Source organism: Paraprevotella sp. (genome assembly GCF_986071375.1).
Map to the genome: position 1 here is coordinate 141,195 of NZ_CFQRNQ010000001.1, position 18,994 is coordinate 160,188.

The 18,994-nt window shown below is 53.0% G+C and carries 13 protein-coding genes; 8 read left to right on the top strand and 5 right to left on the bottom strand.

The window, feature by feature from the left end:
- Positions 1-99: 99 nt before the first annotated feature.
- Both AC5RDV_RS00540 and rsmA read right to left on the bottom strand, forming a co-directional pair.
- Positions 100-1,026 (bottom strand): magnesium transporter CorA family protein, encoded by a 927-nt coding sequence (locus AC5RDV_RS00540; RefSeq protein ID WP_008629813.1) that lies wholly within the window; start codon positions 1,024-1,026, stop codon positions 100-102.
- A 184-nt stretch (positions 1,027-1,210) separates the two neighbouring features.
- The gene (gene rsmA / locus AC5RDV_RS00545; protein ID WP_008629815.1) at positions 1,211-2,062 is read right to left on the bottom strand and encodes a 16S rRNA (adenine(1518)-N(6)/adenine(1519)-N(6))-dimethyltransferase RsmA; all 852 of its coding nucleotides are present in this window, start codon (positions 2,060-2,062) and stop codon (positions 1,211-1,213) included.
- A 61-nt stretch (positions 2,063-2,123) separates the two neighbouring features.
- On the opposite strand from rsmA, the gene AC5RDV_RS00550 reads away from it, so the two are divergent.
- The 7 genes from AC5RDV_RS00550 (at position 2,124) to meaB (ending at position 15,210) form a co-directional block, all read left to right on the top strand.
- On the top strand, positions 2,124-3,140 hold the full coding sequence (locus tag AC5RDV_RS00550; RefSeq protein WP_008629817.1) for a lysylphosphatidylglycerol synthase transmembrane domain-containing protein: 1,017 nt from the start codon (positions 2,124-2,126) through the stop codon (positions 3,138-3,140).
- A gap of 32 nt (positions 3,141-3,172) precedes the next feature.
- Positions 3,173-4,633 (top strand): aminoacyl-histidine dipeptidase, encoded by a 1,461-nt coding sequence (locus AC5RDV_RS00555; RefSeq protein ID WP_008629819.1) that lies wholly within the window; start codon positions 3,173-3,175, stop codon positions 4,631-4,633.
- 467 nt (positions 4,634-5,100) lie between these two features.
- Positions 5,101-10,881 (top strand): alpha-2-macroglobulin family protein, encoded by a 5,781-nt coding sequence (locus AC5RDV_RS00560; protein WP_282747526.1) that lies wholly within the window; start codon positions 5,101-5,103, stop codon positions 10,879-10,881.
- Positions 10,878-11,939, top strand: a complete 1,062-nt coding sequence (locus tag AC5RDV_RS00565) for an esterase-like activity of phytase family protein (RefSeq protein ID WP_282747524.1) — start codon at positions 10,878-10,880, stop codon at positions 11,937-11,939. Before AC5RDV_RS00560 ends, AC5RDV_RS00565 begins: the two co-directional genes overlap by 4 nt.
- Before the next feature lie 2 nt (positions 11,940-11,941).
- A complete protein-coding gene (locus tag AC5RDV_RS00570) occupies positions 11,942-12,958 on the top strand; it encodes a DUF4837 family protein (RefSeq protein WP_282747522.1) in 1,017 nt (338 codons plus the stop codon).
- A 69-nt stretch (positions 12,959-13,027) separates the two neighbouring features.
- Positions 13,028-14,101: a DUF1573 domain-containing protein gene (locus tag AC5RDV_RS00575; RefSeq protein ID WP_040603201.1), complete on the top strand. Its 1,074-nt coding sequence runs from the start codon at positions 13,028-13,030 to the stop codon at positions 14,099-14,101.
- A gap of 11 nt (positions 14,102-14,112) precedes the next feature.
- Positions 14,113-15,210 carry a methylmalonyl Co-A mutase-associated GTPase MeaB gene (gene meaB, locus AC5RDV_RS00580; protein WP_282747519.1) on the top strand — a complete coding sequence of 366 codons (1,098 nt, stop codon included), beginning with the start codon at positions 14,113-14,115 and terminating at the stop codon, positions 15,208-15,210.
- A gap of 91 nt (positions 15,211-15,301) precedes the next feature.
- Here the strand turns inward: meaB and AC5RDV_RS00585 are convergent, their stop codons facing one another.
- The 3 genes from AC5RDV_RS00585 to porQ form a co-directional block, all read right to left on the bottom strand.
- On the bottom strand, positions 15,302-16,168 hold the full coding sequence (locus tag AC5RDV_RS00585; RefSeq protein ID WP_282747518.1) for a 4-hydroxy-3-methylbut-2-enyl diphosphate reductase: 867 nt from the start codon (positions 16,166-16,168) through the stop codon (positions 15,302-15,304).
- A 146-nt stretch (positions 16,169-16,314) separates the two neighbouring features.
- Entirely contained in the window at positions 16,315-17,007 is a 693-nt protein-coding gene (gene cmk / locus AC5RDV_RS00590; RefSeq protein WP_008629837.1) for a (d)CMP kinase, read from the bottom strand.
- Between the two features lie 53 nt (positions 17,008-17,060).
- Positions 17,061-18,035: a type IX secretion system protein PorQ gene (gene porQ / locus AC5RDV_RS00595; RefSeq protein ID WP_008629851.1), complete on the bottom strand. Its 975-nt coding sequence runs from the start codon at positions 18,033-18,035 to the stop codon at positions 17,061-17,063.
- A gap of 236 nt (positions 18,036-18,271) precedes the next feature.
- Here porQ and AC5RDV_RS00600 point away from each other — a divergent pair, with 236 nt between their 5' ends.
- Positions 18,272-18,982 (top strand): energy transducer TonB, encoded by a 711-nt coding sequence (locus tag AC5RDV_RS00600; protein WP_008618667.1) that lies wholly within the window; start codon positions 18,272-18,274, stop codon positions 18,980-18,982.
- Positions 18,983-18,994 lie beyond the last annotated feature (12 nt).

Below are 18,994 nucleotides of genomic sequence, written 5' to 3' on the forward strand. Positions count from 1 at the left end.
GTATCTGATTCGGTTTTACTATTCATTTAATCGGCACAAATTAAGTATAAAAAACGGTGGAAACCTAAAAAATCTCCTGTTTTTTTACTTTGCCCGGCTTTAAATCCATGTTTTTCGCTTGAAATACCATACGAATGCCACTGTAATGCCCACGGTAAGCATCAAAGCTACGGGGAATCCCCATGCCCAATTCTCCATGCCGTTGACCAGGTTCATGCCGAGTAAACTGGCGATGAGCGTGGGGAACATGAGGATGATGGAAATGGACGTCAGCATTTTCATCACGCCGCTCGTGTTATTGTTGATGATGTTGGCGTAAGTGTCCATCGTCGAGTCGAGGATGTTGGCATAGATGGATGTCGTCTCGCGTGCCTGGCTCATCTCGATATTGACATCCTCGATAAGGTCGGCATCCAGTTCGTCCACCGGAAGTTTGAACTTCAGCTTGGAGAGCAACGTCTCATTGCCTCGGATGGAAGTGATGAAATAAGTCAGGCTGTCTTGCAGGCGCGACAAGTTGATGAGGTCCACGTTGTCCACGTTACGATCCAAGTGTTGCTTGGCTTTCTCGATGAGCAGGTTGATTTGCTTCAGCCGTTTCAGGTACCACACGGCAGACGAAAGGAACAGGCGGAACACCATGTCTACGGAGTCGGTGAATCCCAATCCGCGTTTTTGTTGGTAGCTCACGAAGTCAATCATCATGTTCGTCTCGAAATTGCACACGGTGATGCACACCTCTTTGTTCAGGATGATACCGAGGGGTATGGTCGTATAAGGCGTGCGCGAGCGTACTTCTTTCACGTAAGGGATACGCAGGATGATGAGTATCCAACCGTCGTCGAACTCATAGCGGGCACGCTCGTCGGTATCGGCGATGTCCATTAAAAAGTAATCGGGGATGTGGAGCGTATTCTCCAGATAATCTATATCGTCCTGAGTCGGACAAGTAACTTGCACCCAACAGTTGGGTTCCCACTTTTCGAGCGTGCGCAGGCCGCGGTTTGTATTCCAGTATGTTCGCATGAATAAAAATCCTCCATAATTATAACGGAACGGAGGCAGCTCCTTGCAAACCTCTGTCCTACTTAGTTCATATTTTCCGCGTGATAATCGTCCATTTTAAATAAATACTCTGATAAATTGCGGTGCAAAGATACGATAAACCGCTTGAAGTTACAAATAAAAAAACGGCTTTGAGGCCGTTTTTTTATATCTTTTCTCCGGAGTATGCCGTTTCGGAAGTTTCCCGCGTTATGGCATTGGTCAGATTGATGAAATCGGCCACGGATAATTGTTCCGGGCGGCGGCCGAATATCTCGGCGGAGAGGAATTCGGCGTGGTCTTTAGGCAGCCGCCCTTCCTGCCGTGCCTTGTGGTCGGCATCGGCCAGCACGGGGCGGATGGAGTTGCGAAGCACTTTGCGCCGTTGGTTGAATGTGGTTTTCACTACCTGTTTGAAGAGCCGCTCGTTGCAACCTAAGTCCGTCGTGGAGTTGCGTGTCATACGGATGACCGCGCTCTTCACCTTGGGGGGAGGATTGAATACGTGTTCATGCACCGTGAACAAGTATTCCACGCTGTACCATGCCTGGATGAGTACGCTCAGGATACCGTAGGTCTTGCTGCCCGGACCGGCGGCAATGCGTTCCGCCACCTCTTTCTGTATCATGCCCGTACAGCAAGGGATGAGGTCTTTGTAGTCGAGCATCTTGAAGAATATCTGGCTGGAAATGTTATAAGGGTAGTTGCCCGTAAGCACGAACGGTTGCCCGCCGAACGTCCGTTCCAGGTGCATTTTCAGGAAATCGTCTTCTATGATGTTTTCTTCCAACTGGGGGTAATTGGCACGTAGGTAGGCCACGGATTCGAAATCAATCTCGACCACTTTGACGGGGCGGCCCTTGCCGACGAGGAACTGGGTCATGACACCCATGCCCGGCCCTACCTCGAGCACCGGGATTCCGGGGCAGGCATCTACTGTATCGGCGATGTCCTGTGCGATTTTCAGGTCTTTTAAAAAATGCTGTCCGAGAAACTTTTTGGGCTTGACTGTCTTCATTGTTGTTTTTTTGTTTTATTTTTGTGGATACAAAGGTAATCAAAAATAGACATAGACGGCATTGGAAACTTCTAAGATCATTCGTCATGCGTTAAAAATAGCCTTCCCCTTGGCGTTGGGAGGCTTGATTTTGTGGTGGATGTACCGTGATTTCGACTGGAACGGGCTGTGGGAGGCTTTGAACGACGGGATGGATTGGACGTGGATGTGGCTTTCCATGCCTTTCGGTGTGTTGGCGCAGGTGTTGCGTGCCGTGCGTTGGAGGCAGGCTTTGGCTCCGTTGGGAGAACGTCCGCGTTTGTCTTCGTGCGTGCATGCCGTGTTTCTTTCATACGCTTCCAGTCTTGTGGTGCCCCGGGTGGGGGAGGTCTTGCGTTGCGGTGTATTGAAGAAGTACGACGGCACTTCTTTTACGAAATCCTTGGGGACGGTGGTGACGGAGCGCATGGTGGATTCCCTGTTGATTTTGTTATTGGCTGCTTTGGCAGTCTTGCTGCAAGTCAAGGTGTTCATGGTGTTCTTTGCCGAGACGGGAGTAAGTTTTGAAGAACTGGCCGGACGCTTTTCTGCAGCCGGTTATTGGGTCACGGCAGCTTGTTTGTTGGTCGTGTTGGTGTTTCTTGCCGTTTTGGCCAGGCGGTTGGCGTGGTTCAACCATACCCGCAATTTGCTTCGCAATATTGTGGACGGAGTGTTTTCTTTGCGCAATGTCCGCCATATACCTATATATATAATGTATTCCTTGGGGATATGGCTTGCCTATTTCCTGCATTTCTATTTGACTTTTTATTGTTTTTCCTATACTTCGGGGTTGGGGGCTATGGCCGCCTTGATAGCTTTCGTGGTCGGCACGTTTGCCGTCTTGGTACCCACGCCGAATGGTGCCGGGCCGTGGCATTTTGCGGTGAAAACCATTTTGGTGCTCTACGGCGTATGTGAGCCGGATGCTGTCGTGTTCGTGCTCATCGTGCATACGTTGCAGACCTTGCTTGTCATGTTGTTGGGCTTCTATGCTGCCGGGGCATTGGCTTTTACCCGTCGGATAGGCCAGGAGGAAGCAGGGGGTGGAAGAAATTAAATCAGATTGTCAAACCATAATAATAGGTTGTTATGAACGAGATTAAGAACTTGGAACCGCAGGTGGTATGGAAGAATTTCCATGCATTGACACAGGTTCCGCGTCCGTCAGGACATTTGGAAAAAGTACAGCAATTCCTGTTGGATTGGGCGGCAGCCCATGGTATCGAGGCTTTCAAAGACGGTGGCGAAAACATCGTCATGCGCAAACCTGCCACACCGGGCATGGAGAACCGTAAGAAAGCCGTCATGCAGGCCCACATGGACATGGTGCCGCAGAAAACGGCAGAGAGCCGGCATAATTTTGAGACCGACCCCATTGAAACCTATATCGACGGCGAGTGGGTGAAAGCCAAGGGGACGACCTTGGGCTCGGACGACGGAATGGGCGTGGCGGCCATCATGGCCGTGATGGAAGACGAGAGCCTGGAGCACGGCCCGTTGGAGGCATTGATTACAGCCGACGAGGAAACTTGCATGTACGGGGTCAACCATCTTGCGTCCGACACGTTGACGGGCGACATCCTGCTGAACTTCGACAATGAGACGATGGGCGAATTTGTGGTAGGAAGTGCCGGAGGAGTGAACGTGACGGCATCGATTGCTTATAAAGCCGTGGAGGCAGACCCGGCAGACGTGGCGGTCAAGGTGACGGTCAAAGGGTTGCGCGGCGGACATTCCGGCTTGGAGATTTGCGAGAACCGTGCCAATGCCAACAAACTGATGGCGAGGTTCCTGAACATGGCCATCCGCGAGAACGAAGCACGGTTGGCTTCGTGGAAAGGCGGCAACATGCGTAACGCCATACCTCGTGAGAGCGAAGCTGTAGTGACGGTACCGGCGGATGATGTGGATGAGTTGCAAGGACTGGTGGATTATTGTGCGGACATGTTTGCCGAAGAATACCGTGGCGTGGAAGAGCACATCGTGATGACGATGGAGCGCGTGGATATGCCTGCGGTTCAGGTGCCGGAAGAGATTCAGGACAATGTGCTGGATGCCATTGTGGCCTGTCACGACGGTGTGCTCCGTTACATCCCGTCCATCCCGCACATCGTGGAGACTTCGTCCAACCTGGCGATTGTCAATGTGACACCGGAACGTGCGGAAGTGCTGATTTTGGCACGCAGTTCGAGCGAGAGCATGATGGACTATGTCGGGACCATGTTGGAAAGCTGCTTCAACATGGCGGGCATGAAGGTGGAATTCAGCGGTCGTTACGGGGCATGGCAGCCTAACTTCGATTCGCAGATTACGGCGCAGATGGTGGAAATCTATAAGGAGATGTTTGGCGAAGAGGCGTTGGTACAGGTCGTGCATGCCGGTTTGGAGTGCAGTCTTATCGGGGAAGTATATCCCGATATGGACTTGGTAAGTTTCGGTCCTACGCTCCGTTCGCCGCATACGCCGGATGAGCGTTGCCACATCCCGTCGGTGGCCAAGTTCTGGGATTTCCTGAAGGAGTTGCTCCGCCGGATACCGGAGAAGGCGTAAATAAGCGGAATTTTGCATAGGGAAAGGGGATGTGTCGTGCGGGCATGTTCCCTTTTTCCATGCGGCCATGATGGGCTTTGGAGATTACGGGGGCATGTTGCGGAGCGGATGTCTGCATCGCTTTGTCCGGATTTCTTGTTATTCTTGCGTGTATCTGTAAACGGCTGTTTTTTAGTTGGTTGAATGCATTAAAAAGTTCTCCTTAGATTCGAGAATCAATCTGCGCCAAACGAAAAATCAATCAAAGGAGACTGATTTTTCGTTTGGCGCAGAACGATTTTACCACTTCCTCACTTCTCGTTTTGTCGTGGATTTTCAGGTTTTTGGGCTTTGGGTATGGGTGAATTGGAGAACCAGTTGGTCTGTGATGTATGGTTTTTAGAATATTATAACGTTGAATAGTTTCATTTTTCAAGAAGAATGCCGTTATTTGCATGAATCAGAACTAAAAACCAAAAGAAATAACTATGAAGCAAAAAATCTTATGGAGTATATGCGTGATGTTCCTTTGTTTCGGAACAGGGTGCCCGGCTGCGGGTTTCGATGATTTATGGAAACAAGTGGAAAAATATGAAAGACAAGATTTGCCGAAATCTGCTTATAAAGTTGTGGAACAGATAGCCGCCAAGGCAGACAAAGAGAGGCAAAAAGGTCAGCAGATGGCAGCTTTGCTCTACGGTTGCAAGCTCCGTCAGGACATCGTGCCCGATAGCTTTTATTCCGACATCATGAAACTGGAGCGGCTCAAACGGCAGACCACCGACGAGGTTCAACGGGCGGTGCTGGCCTCCGTGTTGGGAGATTTGTATGAAGACAATGCAGGCCGTAACCGGAATTACAGCGACCGTACGGATGCCCATCCCGACAGCATCCGCGAGTGGTCGCGGGAGCAGTTTATGAAGGTTGCATCGGAGAATTACCAACTGTCCATGGCTCGTCCGGACTTGTTGGCAGCGGCCAAAGCCGCCGACTACATGCCTTTTGTGGAGAAAGGGAAGGATGCCGGTTACTTCGGCGGGGATTTGCTGAATGTCATCGGGAGGCGGGCAGTGGCTATGAAACGGTACAGGACCGTTGCGATAGAAGATGTGGACAAGGACGTGTATGGACAAATGCTCGCTGTCTATCGTAAGAATGGAAACCGTGAGGCGGAATTGTTGGTGATGTTAGACTCTATCGGACATGTGGCACGTGTGTCGAATGGAGGTGTGGCGGAGCATGACCCTGACGGTGTGGCAAGGCGCGAACGGGAAGTGCTGCAAACCGGAACGTATAAGGCGTACGAGCGGATGCTCGCCCATTTCGGTGATTTGCCGTTGGCGGCAGAAATTTATCTGTGCATGCTCGATTTGGAGGTCAGTCCGCGCCTGAAAGTGCAATGGATAGAAGAAGGCTATGAAAGATATAAGGCTTATCCACGTTCGAAGGAACTACTGAATCACCGGAAAAGACTGGAAGCACCGGAAATGCGTTTCCGGATGTCTGAAAGCGTGAACCCCGACATGGGTTACGAAGCACGAGTGGAACACCGCAATGTGTCCGGAGTGGAGTTAAGTTGGTACCTGTTGCCAGAGGGAGAACCTGATTGGGATAAGGTGGAAAAGAAGTATAGGAGCGACCGCTTGGCTTACTTGAAACTGTATGGACGATTGCGGAAGACAGAACGCCTGGCATGGAAGGCGTATGCTCCATACGAGGCCGTGACAGATACTTTCGATTTGCGTGTTCCCGGTGTGGGCTACTATATGATAGTCGCAAAAGCGGATGGACAAGAAACATTGCAACCCTCCCAAATCCACGGGGTGAAGTCATCACGTTTGTTATTGGTGGGAGGTTTCTTGCCGGACAGCACTAGCCTTTGCACGGTAGTGGAGGGATGTACGGGGCGGCCCGTGCCATCGGCCACGGTGGAATGGTACTATCGTGACACGCTGTTGCATACCGCTTTGACGGATGCCGAGGGAAAAGCCCGTTGGCGCGATGCCGCTTATATCCGGAACCATATAGGGCATTACGGCCTGACGATAAAGGCTCGTAAAGGGGATGACCGTTATGCCCAACCTTGGCAGGAGCGTTTCCGGATGCCTTTCCACAAAGAAGAACGGGAACAGGTGCGGGAGCGTTTGTACACAGACAGGGCGGTGTACCGCCCCGGACAGACGGTGTATGTGGGTGGACTGTGTTACAATGAGCGACAGGCTGAAAGCCATACCGTGCAAGGGCGTAAGGTGGTGTTGGAATTGCACGACCCGAATGGGAAGGCCGTGGCGGAACAGAAAGTGGAGAGCGATGCTTTCGGTACGTTTTCGGGCACTTTCACTTTGCCAACGACCGGACTTTCCGGGCGTTATTTCATACGTACAGAATGGGGACATACGGATTTCAGGGTAGAGGAATACAAGCGTCCCACCTTTGAGGTGCATTTGGACGAGGTGGGCGAACACTTCGTCCCGGGCGACACGGTAAGCCTGACGGGTATGGCCATGAACTACAATGGGGTTCCCTTGCGGCATGCACGGGTGTCGGCCACATCTTTCGTCGTTCGTGCCCTCTATCGGGTGGTCGACGGGGAAAAGGAGCTTCCGCTCGATACGGTTTATACCGGTGAAGACGGGCAGTTCATGTTGCGTGTTCCGGTGCGTGAGACTGAAGAGTTATGGGGTAGTTGGGGGCTGCGCCAGATGGTGGAAGTGTCGGTCACGTCTGCATCTGGCGAGACGCAGTCGGCCAAAATTGGATTCCCTTTGACCAAGGAGGGATTGGAACTTGCGTTGGAGGGGGCATTACCGTGCGTGAAAGACAGCCTGCCTGCTTTTACGGCAAGGGTGCGTACGGCTACGGGTGCCCTTTATACGGGACCAGTGGAAGTGACCGCCGACCTCTTCTTGTCGGAGAAACACCGACTGACGAAGAAAGTGTTGTCGGGTATCTGTCTGCCTGCCAACCGCGAGGTGCGGATTGCGGAGTTGTCAGCTCTTCCTTCTGCGGATTACGGATGGGTGGTACGGGCCGTGGCAGAAGGTGACACGGTGGAAACCTCCTACACGTTCAAACTTTTCAGCCTGTCGGACCGTCGTCCGGGCAACGATGATAACCTTTGGTTCTATTGCGTGAACGACACCGTCCGTCCGGATAAACCTGCCCGTCTGATGGTGGGTACGGCGGCCGACAGTGTCACGCTATATTACATGTTGTTCTGTGAAGACCGTATTTTGGAGGAAAAGGTTTATTCTGTGTCCGATACCATCATGGACTTCACTTATCCGTCCGTGCCAGAAGGGGCAGACGGGATGCAGGCTGTGTTTTATTTGGTGCGGGACGGACGTTGTTCGACAAGGGAAGTGCGGCTTGTCCGTCCGTGTCCTGAACGGAAGTTGCGTCTTGCGTGGACATCGTTCCGCGACCGTCTGCAGCCGGGTACGGAAGAAACATGGCGGCTCCGGGTCATATTGCCCGATGGGCGGCCTGCTCCGGCACAGCTGATGGCTACACTGTATGATACCTCCTTGGATGCCATCAAGCCGCATGGCTGGAATTTTTACCAACATTTCTTTCCCTCGTTGCCTTCTGTCAGGATGGGTATGACGAATTGGTTCGGCAGCAATTATATTGCGTATGCTGCACGTGTCCCTTACACGGTTTCTAAACCTTTGCGGTTCGACTATTTTAATCCGGCGATGTTGGCGTGGGGCGGTCTCCGTACGGTTGAAGAAGTGCTCAATATTACGGATAATACTGTAGTGGTGGGCATGTCTCCGGGTAGCGGTAGGATTGCCGGGTTGGATATGGCGTACGGGGCGCAGGCAGCCGAGGCAGAAGTTGCACTTGCGGAACCTCCTGTGCTGCACGCACCCGTGGCGATGTCAGCCATGAAAAAAACAGCGGACGGTGTTGCGGCAGACGGAGTGTCGCAAGACGTGGTAATTCGTGAGAACCTGAATGAAACAGCCTTTTTCTATCCCCGTTTGATGACAGACACGAGCGGCGTGGTGACCTTGCGCTTCACTTTGCCCGAAAGCCTGACGACGTGGAAATTCATGGCTTTGGCCCATACGAAAGACATGATGGCGGGCTTGTTGACGGACGAGGTGGTAGCCGCCAAAGAGGTGATGGCCCAACTCAGCTTGCCGCGCTTCGTGCGGATGGGCGATCGTGCCACGCTTTCGGCCACGTTGTTCAACTTGACCGGGAAAACGTTGGAAGGCAAGGCCACGATGGAAGTGTTCGACCCGGCTACGGGAGAGAGCCTTTGGAAAGAGACGGTGAAGGTGGAGATGGAGGCGGAATCGGATACGGTGGTGTCTTTTGCCTACACGCCTTCAGGCAGTGTGTCCTTGCCGGCTTGTCGCATAATCTTCGAAGCCGGGGAGCATGCAGACGGGGAACAGCGTTATCTTCCTATTTTGGAGGACAAGGAATGGCTGACGCAGACCCAGCCTTTCGTGGTGTCGCACGAGGGGGATACGGTGATACGGCTCGGCGGTTTGTTCCAAGGCAACCATCCTGAGGCGGAGCACCGCCGTCTGACGGTGGAATATACGGCCAATCCCTTGTGGTATGCCGTGCAGGCCCTGCCTTCCGTGTTGGAGCCACGGACGGATGATGTGCTCTCATTGGGTGCGGCCTATTATGCTTCCACGCTTTCCTCTACATTGGCCGCACGGTATCCGCAAGTGAAAACGGCGGTGGAACTTTGGCAACGCGAGGCGGGTGAAGAACTCAAAAGTCCCTTGTCTGGCGGGGAAGACCTGACCGGCATCGTGTTGGAAGAAACACCTTGGGTGGCTGATGCCGAGATGGAGACGCAGCGGTTGGCGGCTTTGCAACAGTTGTTTGATGCCAACCGTCAGGCTGACCTGCGTCGCCGGTTTGCCGAGGCTTTGGGCAAGTTGCAGCGCGGTGATGGTTCGTTCGGTTGGTTCAAGGGGATGTCCGGCAACGCATGGCTGACAGAGCGTGTGGCTTGTCTGTTGCTCCGGAGCGGGGCGGGCGTAAAGACAGACAGCCTCTTGGCGCAGTATGTGGACGTGAAGAAGATGATGGTTTATTTGATGGGCAAGGCACACGAAGAAATTATCAGGGACAAGGAAAGCCTGCGCGAGCATAAAATCCATGCGTACGGAGGTTCCTATTGGTTGGATTACCTCTATTTGGCAAGCCTGAGCGACGTGACTTGGTTTGATGCATCTGTCCGTAAAGATTTGGGATATATGCAAAGCCGTATTCTGGATTGTGTGGAACAAAGAGAGGCTGACGGAAAACGACGGATGGCGGGGGATAGTGACAGGCTTTCTCTTACCGAAACCGCCCAAGCCGTCATCGTATTGCGCTATATGGGCAAGGCTGATGCCGCCGCCGGACTGGTACGTTCTTTGCGTGAACATTTGGTGGACGGGGCAGAAGGGTTGCACCTTGAATACCCTTCCAACGGCTTTGTGGGTTCCGACCGGAAGATTGCGGTGCATACATTGTTGATGGAAGCATTATCAGCGCCGGGAGACGCGGATGAAAAGGAACAAGAGGGAATGTGCCGCTGGCTGTTATCGCAGAAGCGTTTGCAGGCCTGGGGGACTACTACGAGCAGCATGGACGCCGTGTATGCCTTGATGCAAGGGCAAAAACGGGATTTGGTCTTGCGCTCGAATGATGTGGTCCGGTTGGAAAGCCCGAAGGGTGAAGAGCTGGCCGTATTGAAATCTTCGGAAAGCAAGTTAGCCGGTTTGGGTACGGTGACGGCTACGGTGGAAGGCCGTGAACTGTCGAAAGGTGCCGGTTTGTTGAAAGTGGAAAAGGCGGGAGACCGTCCGTCCGCTTGGGGTGCGGTGTATGCGCAATACCGTTTGCCGTTGTCCGAGGTCGGCAGTTCCGCTTCGGGTCTTCGCATCCGCCAGGAAGTGGACAATGACCGTCCCCGGGTGGGCGACCGCGTGACACTCCGTTACGTGCTCACGTCCGACCGCGACTATGAGTACGTCCGCCTGAAAGCGGGCCGCGCGGCTTGTCTGGAACCTGTGGACTCCCGTTTGGGCTATGAATACCGCAATGGTTTGGGATATTATAAGGAGGTGAAGGACGCTTCGACGAACTATTTCTTCGAGCGTTTGCCCAAGGGGACTTACGTGATAGAGGCGGAATGCTACGTGGAGCGTGCCGGACGTTATGCCCTCGGTGCGGTGAAGCTGAACGGGGTGTATGCACCCGAGTTCAGTGCATACGGGGCAGGAACGGTATTGGAGGTAAGCGAATGAAATATGTATTGAATGTCATATTCGGTATGGTGATGCTGTGGCTCTCCGCAGGATATGCGGTGGCTCAGCAAGTGGAACTCTTGAAACCGAAAGATTTGGGACAGTGGAACATTCTGCCGGGGAATTACAGCGGGATTACGCCGATAGGAGACGGGCACTATGCCGTGGTGAGCGACAAGGAGACACGGGACGGGTTCTTTGTGTTCCGTATCGTACAGGATGAACGGACGGGACAAGTGACCGAGGTGGTGAATGAAGGATTCCGTGGAACGGATTCCGCTTTGAAAGGTGGAAGGGATGCGGAGGGTGTGGCTTTCGTGCCGGAAGATTCTTTGGTGTGGGTAAGCGGAGAAGCCGACCAACGTATTGTGGCCTATCGGACGGACGGCGCACCGGCACATCGGGAATTGGCTGTCCCTCCGGCATTGGGGCGGTCGGCCATTACGCCGAATTATGGTTTCGAAGCTTTGGGTTACGACCGTGAGTCCGAAACTTTCTGGACCGTGACCGAGAATGCCTTGAAGGCCGATGGCAGGGTGGCTGAACCCGGTGCGGGGCATGGCGTTTACCTTCGTTTGCAGAGTTTTGGGCGTGACGGGCTGCCGCGTGCATCGTATGCTTATCCGTTGGACATGCCCGTATCGGAGGCCAAAGGAAAACAATATGCTTTCGGGGTGGTCGCAATCTGGCCGCAGGAAGGCGGACGCTTATGGGTGATGGAACGGGAATTCAATGTACCGGAGAGGCGGTTGAAAGCCCGTACCCTGATGAAGATTTATGAGGTCGTACCCGGTTCAGGAACGGCACTTCCGGAAAAGCCCCCGTCGGAACGGTTATCCGGTTACGCTTTGAAAAAGGAACCGGTTGCGGCTTTTTCCACCCGCATGCGCTTGGTCAGGCCGAAATTGGCCAATTACGAAGGTCTGTGCGAAGGAAGCCGTCTGGCCGACGGACGGCGTACGTGGCTGCTCGTGAGCGATTCGCAGAGTGGTTATGGAAACAGATTGTGTCATTTGCGGGATTGGATTCGCGTCTGTGTCTCGCCTAAAGTAAAATGAATATGAAGAAGAAAAGTTTTTGGAGGCAAGGGATTTTAGCACTTTGCGTGGCGTGTATGTGTCTCGCCTGTGGCGGTGGGGAAAAGAAAGCCCCGTTGGGGCCATCCAAGGGACTGCCGGGGGAGCTGTTGCTGATTGTAGATGCTTCGCTTTGGAAAACGAGTGCCCGTGATTCGTTGGAAGATGTGCTGAAAGGCAGTGTGCCCGGCTTGTCGCAGTACGAACCCATGTTCCGGATGATGCGGATATTCCCGGAAAATTATTCGGGGCAATACTCCACGATGCGTAATATCATCGAGGTGCGTGAGGACCCTCAAGCCGATGGGGTGGAAATGGGAGTGGCGTATAATGTGAAAGCCGTACCGCAGACTTATGTGAACATCAAGGCGCGGGATGTGGCTTCGCTCAACCGTTTTCTGATGACCCATCGGGAGCAGATAACCGATTTGTTCCTTGCTTCGGAAATGCAGTGGGAAGCAGCGCGTTTGAAGAAAAAGTACAGCAAGGTTGTGGATGACGCGTCGCGGGAACTTTTCGGCTATACGGTGAAGGTGCCGGCAGATATCGCCAAGGTCAAAAAAGGGGAACAGTTTATCTGGGCTTCGTCAGACCGTCAGACACAAGACATGAACTATGTGTGCTACAGTCTTCCGTTGGCAGACAGCAGCATGTTGTTGACCAAACGGTGGGTAGATCTGCGTGATTCGGTCATGAAACGGAATATTCCCGGTTCGACACCCGAGAACTGGATGACCACCACACGTGAAAACGGCGAACCGTTGGTGGTACAACGGTCTGTTCAGTTGGCCGACGGGCGTCAGGTATATGAGATGCGCGGTCTGTGGGAGATGCGCAAAGGGGCGCTCGGCGGTCCTTTCGTGTCGTTGGCATATCCCGACTCTGCGCAGGGGCGTTTGTTGGTGACGGAAGGGTTTATTTATTCGCCCGATACGAACAAACGCGACCTGGTGCGCCGTATGGAAGCCGCCTTGCGTACGTTAGCTCCGGTGAAACCTTGAAAAAAACGGTTCCTTCCTTGTGGGATGGGGCCGTTTTTCTTATCTTTGTCTCAAAATGAAAGTACGAATATGTCTGTGAAAAGAACCTTCCTGAGCGTTTGGGGAATGATACTGGCGGGAGCCGTGTGGGCACAACCCCGGCTTGCCATAGACCGCGATGTGGCCAACATGGGTGAGATTATGTTTCAACTGCCTTCTAAAGTAAACTTTACGTTGCGCAACACGGGGACTGACCCGTTGAGTATCACGGAAGTCATCCCTTCATGCGGCTGTACGGCCGTGGACTGGACGCGCGAGCTGATAGCCCCCGGAGCGGAAGGTACGATTACGGCGGTATATGATGCCAAGATGCTAGGCGTTTTCCAGAAAGACCTTGAGGTGTACACCAATGCTTCGGACGAGCCGGTTTATCTGCATATACAAGGGCGCGTGGTGTCTAAACTGTCCGACTATTCAGGCTCTTTTCCCATCGATTTGGGTAATGTGCGATTGAATATCAATAATATAGAATTTGACAACGTGAACCGAGGAGACCATCCGATGGTGGAACTGCAAATCGTCAATTTAGGCCGCAAGAGCTACAAGCCTTATCTGATGCACTTGCCCTCTTATCTCTCGGCACAGTATTTCCCGGAGACGTTGAGCGGCGGGCGTATCGGCAAGATTATGCTTACGTTGGACAGTGAGAAGTTGCATCAGATGGGGTTGACGCAGACTTCCATCTACTTGGCCCGTAAGGTGGGCGACAAGGTGTCGGAAGACAATGAGATTACGGTTTCTTCCGTGTTGTTGCCCGACTTTTCGTCCTTGTCGGCGAAAGACAGGGAACAGGCACCTCACATGGAGCTTTCCGCCGACACATTGGACATGGGCGAACTGGGACGGAAGCGCAAGAAGTCTATGACAGTCCTTGTGAGCAATAAGGGCAAGCGTACGCTCGAAATCCGGACTTTGCAAGTCTTCAATAAAGCTTTGGCTGTGGGGTTGAGCGACCGGAATATCGAGCCGGGCGAGACGGCGAAGCTGAAAGTCACGGTGTTGGCTAAATATCTGAATAAAGTGAAGAGCAGCCCGCGCGTGTTGTTGATTACGAACGACCCGGCCCGCTCGAAAGAGATTATTACCGTAAACGTGAAGCAATAAAGATGACGGCTATGGAACATCCTGAGAATAGTGCGGAATATAAGGGGCTGACCGTGAACAGCGGCGTAGCCCAACCTTCGATTGTGAACCCCTACCTGAAGCGTGGCCGGTACCGGCATCGGCAGATGTCGGCAGGGGATTATGTGGAAGGCATCCTGAAAGGGGACGTGACGGTGCTCGGCCGGGCCGTGACGTTGGTAGAAAGTACGAACCCCGCCCATCAGGCCGTGGCGCAGGAAGTGATAGAAAAGTGCCTGCCCCATGCCGGGCGTTCCATTCGCGTGGGCATCAGCGGGGTGCCCGGTGCCGGGAAAAGTACGAGTATCGACGCTTTCGGTATCCATGTGTTGCAGGAGTACGGAGGCAAATTGGCCGTGTTGGCCATCGATCCGAGCAGCGAGCGAAGCAAAGGGAGCATTTTGGGCGACAAGACCCGTATGGAGAAACTGGCCGTGCATCCTGACTCTTTTATCCGTCCCAGTCCCTCGGCCGGTTCGTTAGGTGGCGTGGCCCGCAAGACGCGTGAGACGATCATCCTGTGCGAGGCCGCCGGTTTCGACAAGATTTTCGTGGAGACGGTGGGCGTGGGACAGAGTGAAACGGCCTGTCATTCCATGGTAGACTTCTTCCTGCTCATCCAGTTGGCCGGTACGGGAGATGAGTTGCAAGGCATCAAACGCGGGATCATGGAGATGGCCGATGGCATCGTCATCAACAAATGTGACGGGAACAACGTGGACAAGTGCCAGTTGGCCGCTACGCAGTTCCGCAATGCGTTGCACTTGTTCCCGGCTCCTGAAAGCGGGTGGGCACCACAAGTGCTGACCTATTCCGGCTTTTACAATTTGGGCGTGAAGGAGATTTGGGACATGGTGTACCGCTATATGGATTTTGTGAAAGGGAACGGATATTTTGAACACCGGCGCAACGAGCAGTCCAAATACTGGATGTATGAGACCATCAACGAGCAGTTGCGCAACAGTTTTTTCCAGAACGGACAAATTGTATCCCGTCTGGCCGAAGCCGAAGCCATGGTGTTGTCGGGACGGCAAACCTCTTTCGTGGCAGCCAAACAGTTGCTCGATGAATATTTCGCCTCGCTCCGGTGAGCGGAGATGGCGCGTAGAAAACAGCCGGGACAGATGTGTGGCATCCGTCCCGGCTGTTTTTATTATGGACAGGAAGCCCCGTCCTGTGTGTTTACGGTTGCATCCGCTTCCGGATGACTTCGGCGCATTCCTCCATCAGCCACTTCGGAGTGGACGTGGCCCCGCAGATGCCTACCGAACGACAGTCCTCCAACCAGACGAAATCAATCTCCGACGCGGCATCTACCAAATACGAGCGCGGGTTCACGCTCCGGCATTCGTCATACAAGACCTTCCCGTTGGAACTCTTTTTGCCGCACACGAAGAGAATCACATCGTGGCGTGTGGCGAAATCGCGGATGTGCGGCATACGGTTGGCCACTTGGCGGCAAATGGTGTCGTAGTAACGGAAGGTGGCTGTGGGAGAGATGTGCGCGCCGATGTATTCCACGATTTTCCGGAAACCCTCCAACGGTTTGGTGGTTTGCGAATACAGGCAAATGTCCCGGTTGAAATCCAGTTTGTCCACTTCTTCCGGCGATTCGATGACGATGGCCTTGCCATCGGTCTGTCCCACGAGACCGAGCACTTCGGCATGGCCGTTCTTTCCGTAGATGACGATTTGTTTGCTTTCCGTGCCCCCCGCCTGGTATTCCTTTTTGATGCGTTCCTGTAAATGAAGTACCACAGGGCAGGTCGCATCTATGATTTCAATCCCGTTGGTTTCGGCTTGCCCGTACGTGGCCGGAGGCTCGCCGTGGGCACGCAAGAGCACTTTGGCGTGGTGCAAGGTCGAGAACGTGGCGTGGTCGATGGTGATGAGGCCGAGCTTTTTCAGGCGGTCGCATTCCTTGCCGTTGTGCACGATGTCGCCCAGACAGTAGAGCGTGGCTCCCCGTGCCAGCTCTTCTTCCGCCTTGTTGATGGCGCGGGTCACGCCGAAGCAGAAACCCGACCCTTGGTCTATCTCTATCTTCATTTGTAAAAATCCTTTAAGCTTTAAGCACTGTGCCGTACAGTCCCTTTTCCCGTTTTGCTGAAGTTATCGTTTCATTCTCAGGAGATTTTTTATCCAGATTTATCTTGTTGGTATGCAATGGTTCGCATATTTTTATAGAATACTCTTTATTCCGCTTCGGTAGCTTTTCGGAACTGGGCTGCAAGCCATTCCTTTTGTTCGGAAATCGTCATGTGGCTGTTGTCCAGTTCTATGGCGTCGTCGGCCTTACGGAGCGGACTTACGGTGCGGCTTGTGTCTATCCGGTCGCGTTCTTTCACGTTTTCCAGGATTTCCTCGTAACTGCCTTCTTCCCCTTTGGCCTGTAATTCGTCATAGCGGCGTCGGGCACGGATTTCGGGAGAGGCGGTCACGAATATTTTGAGTTCGGCATCGGGGAACACCGTCGTGCCGATGTCCCGTCCGTCCATGACGATACCTTTTTCCCGTCCCATCTGTTGTTGGAGGCTGACCATGGCCTCGCGCACGAAATCGAGTGCAGCCACGATGCTGACTTTGGACGATACGGCTAGCGTACGGATGTCGTCTTCCACCAACGCCCCGTCTAGATAGGTTTGCGGCCTTCCTGTCTCGGGATTGAGCTTGAAAGAGATGTTCAGGTGCGGAAGGGCGGTTTTCAGGTGGTCGGTGTCTACCTCGTCTCCGTGGAATAGCCCATGCCGGAGGCAGTAGAGCGTGACGGCACGGTACATGGCACCGCTGTCAATGTAAATATAGCCTATTTCGCGAGCTAAATCTTTGGCCATCGTGCTTTTCCCGCAAGAGGAAAAACCGTCTATGGCAATCGTGATTTTTTTCATGTCGTTCTGTATATTATAATAATGTATAAGCTGAAATGGGGACTTGGCTGTCCTTACAGGCGGTAGGACGCGTTGAAGACGAAAGACGGGGCGGACAGGTGGTACTGGGCGTATGCAAGTCCGAAACCGAAACGGGAAAGCAGGATGCCCGCACCGGCACAGAGGCCGGCGGCGTGTGAAGAGCCTGCCGCTTTCATTTCGTTGGCTTTCCGGAAATTGTAACCTAAGGACAGGTACATGTAGTCGGTAGGCAAGAAGTCCACGCCCGCTGCCAGATGGTTCATGAGCATCTTGCCTGTAGACAACTCTTCGCCAGATGCGAAATAGTAATCCTTGTCCCATCGTGTCAGGTCTACGAGGGTGACGGACACGCGGAATGGGGCGTGGTCGAATCCTTTCGTAAAACCGATTTGCATGGAAAAGGGCAGTTTTTCGTGGATTTCACCGAATGCTTTTACCTGTCCGCCCAGGTTGCGCGCTACGGCCGACAACGAGAAATCCGTATTCTCGTTGTAGTAATTTACGCCCAAGTCTACGGCCAGTGCCACGGATGAGTAGTCGCCGTATTTCGAATAGATGAACTTGCCCGTGGCACCACCGGCCCACCGGTCGTTCAGGTTGTAGGCATACATTCCGCTCAAAGCCATGTCCATGGCCGAGAAAGAGCCCACGGTGACGTTGTCGGCCGTGATTTCGTCCATGGTGCCGTAGTGGGCATATTGTGCCGTGACGCCCATTGTGGAACGTTCTCCCAATATCTTGACAAACGCCGCGCTCCCCACGTTACACCCTTGCAGGTAAGTCATGAAGTTGAGATTCAGCGTCTTGTCGCTCACGGAACTGAGCAGTGCGGGGTTGCTGAAGACGAGCGACGCGTCATCCTCTATCAGGGAGATGTTGCGCCCGCCCAAAGCCGTGGAATGTGCGGACACGGGCATTTCCAAAAAGTTGAACACGGAGTTGCTTTCTTGGGCATGTGACGCGGCGGCAAGCAGGATATATAATGCTAAAATAAGCTTTTTCGTCATCTGGAATGAATTTTGTGGCCAAAGATACGGATTTTCTGAAATATCTGATTATATTTGCGCAATAATTCCGTATGGGGATACCGTTATGCAGATATAACGTGGAAAAGTCCGATTTAGGGTGTAGAACGAAAAAAAATGTGAGATTGGAAAAAAAATGGGGTGAAGCGCATGAGTATATAAAAAAAATGTGCTACTTTTGCCCTTGCATGAAGAATACGTAAAAAGCTAAATATAATATGGAAATTAAAAAATCATTGAGCGCGGATCTCGAAGGCAAGAAAGGCACCGGATTACTGATGGGCTTTGTCTTGGCTCTTTCGGCCATGTTTGTCGCATTCGAGTGGACACAGCATGACAAGAAGGTTATTGAAACGGAACCTGTATTCACGGCGGCGATTGAGGAGGACATGATTCCCATCACGCAGCAGCCCGAAGTGGTGGCGCCCCCCCCGGCTGCGGCCCCGAAAATTGCTGAAATCATCAATATCGTGGACAACGAAACGGAATTGGTGGAGGAGGAAGTGGAAACTTCCGAGGAAGTGAACCAAGCCATTGTGACGACTCCGGGTACGGGTACAACGGCCGTGGCTACGGGACCGGTAGGCCCTGTGGTGGAAGAAGTGGACGAAAACCAGATTTATGACATCGTGGAGGAGAATCCTCGTTTCCCCGGTGGTGAAGAAGCTTGTATGAAGTGGTTGTCCGACAACATCAAGTATCCCCCTATTTGTGTGGAGCAAGGTATTCAGGGACGTGTATACGCTCAGTTCGTGGTGAACAAGGACGGTTCCATTGTGGATATCAAGATTGTGCGCAGTCCGGATCCTTATCTGTCAAAGGAAGCAGAACGCGTGTTGAAGATGATGCCGAAGTGGAGTCCTGGTAAGCAGAGAGGTAAACCGGTGCGTGTGAAATTCTCATTGCCGGTGATGTTCAGATTGCAATAATATAAGATGTAT

Coding starts and splice junctions, on each gene's coding strand:
- AC5RDV_RS00540 (WP_008629813.1), bottom strand. CDS start 1,026: ATGCGAACATACTGGAATACAAACCGCGGCCTGCGCACGCTCGAAAAG.
- rsmA (WP_008629815.1), bottom strand. CDS start 2,062: ATGAAGACAGTCAAGCCCAAAAAGTTTCTCGGACAGCATTTTTTAAAA.
- AC5RDV_RS00555 (WP_008629819.1), top strand. CDS start 3,173: ATGAACGAGATTAAGAACTTGGAACCGCAGGTGGTATGGAAGAATTTC.
- AC5RDV_RS00560 (WP_282747526.1), top strand. CDS start 5,101: ATGAAGCAAAAAATCTTATGGAGTATATGCGTGATGTTCCTTTGTTTC.
- AC5RDV_RS00565 (WP_282747524.1), top strand. CDS start 10,878: ATGAAATATGTATTGAATGTCATATTCGGTATGGTGATGCTGTGGCTC.
- AC5RDV_RS00570 (WP_282747522.1), top strand. CDS start 11,942: ATGAAGAAGAAAAGTTTTTGGAGGCAAGGGATTTTAGCACTTTGCGTG.
- AC5RDV_RS00575 (WP_040603201.1), top strand. CDS start 13,028: ATGTCTGTGAAAAGAACCTTCCTGAGCGTTTGGGGAATGATACTGGCG.
- meaB (WP_282747519.1), top strand. CDS start 14,113: ATGGAACATCCTGAGAATAGTGCGGAATATAAGGGGCTGACCGTGAAC.
- AC5RDV_RS00585 (WP_282747518.1), bottom strand. CDS start 16,168: ATGAAGATAGAGATAGACCAAGGGTCGGGTTTCTGCTTCGGCGTGACC.
- cmk (WP_008629837.1), bottom strand. CDS start 17,007: ATGAAAAAAATCACGATTGCCATAGACGGTTTTTCCTCTTGCGGGAAA.
- porQ (WP_008629851.1), bottom strand. CDS start 18,035: ATGACGAAAAAGCTTATTTTAGCATTATATATCCTGCTTGCCGCCGCG.
- AC5RDV_RS00600 (WP_008618667.1), top strand. CDS start 18,272: ATGGAAATTAAAAAATCATTGAGCGCGGATCTCGAAGGCAAGAAAGGC.